At 29.2% G+C, this 2,876-nt stretch carries 4 protein-coding genes; all 4 read right to left on the bottom strand.

Annotated features, from left to right (window positions below; genetic code table 11):
• Window positions 1-250: 250 nt before the first annotated feature.
• The 4 genes from FLJC2902T_RS15485 to FLJC2902T_RS15470 all read right to left on the bottom strand — a co-directional run bounded on the left by FLJC2902T_RS15485 (window position 251) and on the right by FLJC2902T_RS15470 (window position 2,853).
• Window positions 251-625: a hypothetical protein gene (locus FLJC2902T_RS15485; RefSeq protein ID WP_035679273.1), complete on the bottom strand. Its 375-nt coding sequence runs from the start codon at window positions 623-625 to the stop codon at window positions 251-253.
• Between the two features lie 361 nt (window positions 626-986).
• The gene (locus FLJC2902T_RS15480; RefSeq protein WP_023580748.1) at window positions 987-1,514 is read right to left on the bottom strand and encodes a hypothetical protein; all 528 of its coding nucleotides are present in this window, start codon (window positions 1,512-1,514) and stop codon (window positions 987-989) included.
• Window positions 1,515-1,693: 179 nt separating this feature from the next.
• A complete protein-coding gene (locus tag FLJC2902T_RS15475; RefSeq protein ID WP_023580746.1) occupies window positions 1,694-2,281 on the bottom strand; it encodes a hypothetical protein in 588 nt (195 codons plus the stop codon).
• A gap of 173 nt (window positions 2,282-2,454) precedes the next feature.
• Window positions 2,455-2,853 carry a hypothetical protein gene (locus FLJC2902T_RS15470; protein WP_023580745.1) on the bottom strand — a complete coding sequence of 133 codons (399 nt, stop codon included), beginning with the start codon at window positions 2,851-2,853 and terminating at the stop codon, window positions 2,455-2,457.
• Window positions 2,854-2,876 lie beyond the last annotated feature (23 nt).

The following is a 2,876-nucleotide window of genomic DNA, read 5'->3' as shown; positions in this document are numbered from 1 at the left end:
TTTCTGCAGTGGCGGTTTTTTATTACTGACGTTTACAAATATACCGAAAAGGTTGAAAAAAAAAACTCCATTTTAAAGAAGAAATGCAATCACTAACCATCCATAAAAATCCCTAAACCCGCCATTGCAGAAAACCGCTGTTAACTGTAGTGCTTTTGGAATTATTGGATAATTATTTTTACATGAATCATTAAGAGGTAGTTTTTTGCAACTTGTAAGGAATGTGAAAATTATTTACTATTCTGGAAGATTATTGGTATCTGTTATAAATCCAACCATTGATGAAAATAAATCCCCAGGAAAAAATTATAAAAAGGATAATTTTACGATTTCCAACTTTTCTATTTTTTTTATCTTCAATACCCCATTTTTCCTTAAACTCTTCAAATCTTCCCTTGTAAAGCTTACTATTATAATAATCTAAAGCGAAATAAAGCAATAAAAAAGTCACGATTACGGGATTACTTGGTTTGCCTACAAGTCCTAATGGTTCTACTATAAACAATAAAATCATGTTGAGGAAAAGAGTATATTGAGTTGTTGTTAGAACATGTATCGCATATTGATGATTAAAATTATCTAGCTTAGAAAATTTATAATAAAAATATTCAAAAAAGGTTTTCATAAATACTTCTTTGTTTGTTGTTAATCTTTATGGTCCAAAGATAGTTAGTTAAGAATTAATTATCTTTTATTGTGTTGTTTTCAATTTTGGTTATTGCTAATTGAGTTAATACATCCTTATTGTAGGAGATTTTTTTGTGGGAAAAACTGAATAAAGTAATGTGTATTAATTTGATTGAGAAATTGAAATAGTCTTGGTTATAGATTCAGTTTTTTAGCATTACAGTTAACGTCCCGTGGCTTTATGAAGTTGGGGTTTATATATCCCCAAACCTTTCCATTCGGACTGAAGTCAAATATACAAAAAGTTCGTCCCATTAATCCCTAAAGCCCCAATTTCATAAAACCACTGTTAGCTGAAGTTATTTTTCAATAAATATAAATTTAATCTCAAAACTATATTCGCATGGATCTCCTACAATATATGCAGGTTTCCAATTATTTAGTTCTTCTAACCTTAATACTCTTGAAATTTCGTTATGTAATTTGTTTTTTTTTGTATCTAAAATTTTAAACGATTTAATTTCACCATTTCGGCCAATGGTTAAAAATGCCGTAGATTTTGTACCATGAATTGTTTTTTTTGGTATTTCAAAATTATCAGAAAATACTTTGTAGAATTTATGAATTCCTCCTTTAAAATTAGCTTCAATCATAATAGGATCAAATATGCAATTCAAATTATATTTTTCGCAGCTATCGGCAAATTTTTTGTTACTAGCATAAATTTTATCAAGCTTAATAGAATCTTGCTTTGTGAAAATAAATTCGTCATTTATGACATCAATTACGCATGAATTTGCGTAACTTTTTTTTTGATGAATTGAACAAGAAAAAAAGCAAAAAATAATAAATATTCCGATAATTGAGATTTTCACAAGATTTATCATGTTTCGTTTTTTTATAATTTCAGCTAACGTCCCGGGGCTTTATGCCGGTGGGGATTTTTATTACTGATGTTAGCAAATATACCGAAAAGTTTGAAAGAGAAAGCCTCACTTCGAAGAAGAAAATGCAAACACTGACCACCACCGATAAACCCTAAAACCCCACTTGCATAAAACCCTTGTTAGCGGTAGGCTTTTAAACTCTCTATTGATTTTATTTGATAAAGATTATCAAGCAACTCTTGGAATAGATTGAGTAATAATTTTAAATGGTTTATATCTTGAATTGCTCCATCAACATAAAATTGCAATTCAAGTTCTTTTCCAGGAAGTTTACTTTCCCAAACTCCTTTTTGATTTGATAGTTCGAGATTAACTTCTTTTTGCGTTTCTATCAAGTTTCGTATTTTTTGATTTTGGAGTAAACTTTTAATCTTAAATTCATTATTTGCTTTGATAATAAAAGCTTTGTCAAATTCTGGGCGACTAATTTCTATATCTTGAGCTCCAAATATTTTTTCAATAGATCGAATTAAACCATTTCGATAAATTTCAAATCTAAATTTATCTATTGAAATAATTGGAGCAATTACTCGAGTCATTTCTCGTTGAAATTTATCTGAGCACAATGTATAATTATCGAAAATTATTTTCCAACCATTATAATCAATTTCAGTTTTGTCTGAAAGCCAGTTTTCTTCTCTTTCAACAAATTTACCACCTGTTGCGATTGCAAATTCTTCCCAAATATTGATTTCAGTTTTTGTCATTCGAATATTCTAGTTCTTGTTTCGTTCAGTTTTTCGAAGCTTACCGCTAACGTCCCGCCGGCTTTGAGAAGGTGGGGGATTGTTTTCCCAAAAGTATAAATTAAAGATTTAGTTTACAAATACAAAACCAACTTTAAATTTTGCCCTAAAGCCCCACTTGCTCAAAACCGCTGTTATAACACGGTTTTCTTCGGTTTAAAGTTTGACCTTTTAAGTATAAGTTGATTCTTTGTAAGTTTTATAATTTGATATCTCTGCAAAAAATACTCAGTTCTTAAAATAAGAATCGAATCAGATTTTCTTTCCCAAGTACCGTTTGAAATTTCGTAGTTATGTTCTTTTGCTCTAGTTGCATAATCGCTAATTTCCAAATAAGTTCCATTTTTTGAAAATTCAAAACCTTCGCAATTTTTTGGTAATGTTTTATTTGATTTATAGGTTGATATATCATTTATGCGGCTTTCTAAAACCCAACTTTTTTCCAACGAAATCTTATCATTTCCTTTAATATTAATAAAAGAAAACGATATAAATCCCATTACAATAATCCAGATGTAGTTTTTTTTACTCATAGGGTGGATTCAAGTATCTAGCG

It is taken from the genome of Flavobacterium limnosediminis JC2902 (genome assembly GCF_000498535.1).
GTDB lineage: Bacteria > Bacteroidota > Bacteroidia > Flavobacteriales > Flavobacteriaceae > Flavobacterium > Flavobacterium limnosediminis.
This window is presented reverse-complemented; position numbering and strand designations above follow the sequence as displayed.

Coding starts and splice junctions, on each gene's coding strand:
- FLJC2902T_RS15470 (WP_023580745.1), bottom strand. CDS start 2,853: ATGAGTAAAAAAAACTACATCTGGATTATTGTAATGGGATTTATATCG.
- FLJC2902T_RS15480 (WP_023580748.1), bottom strand. CDS start 1,514: ATGATAAATCTTGTGAAAATCTCAATTATCGGAATATTTATTATTTTT.
- FLJC2902T_RS15485 (WP_035679273.1), bottom strand. CDS start 625: ATGAAAACCTTTTTTGAATATTTTTATTATAAATTTTCTAAGCTAGAT.
- FLJC2902T_RS15475 (WP_023580746.1), bottom strand. CDS start 2,281: ATGACAAAAACTGAAATCAATATTTGGGAAGAATTTGCAATCGCAACA.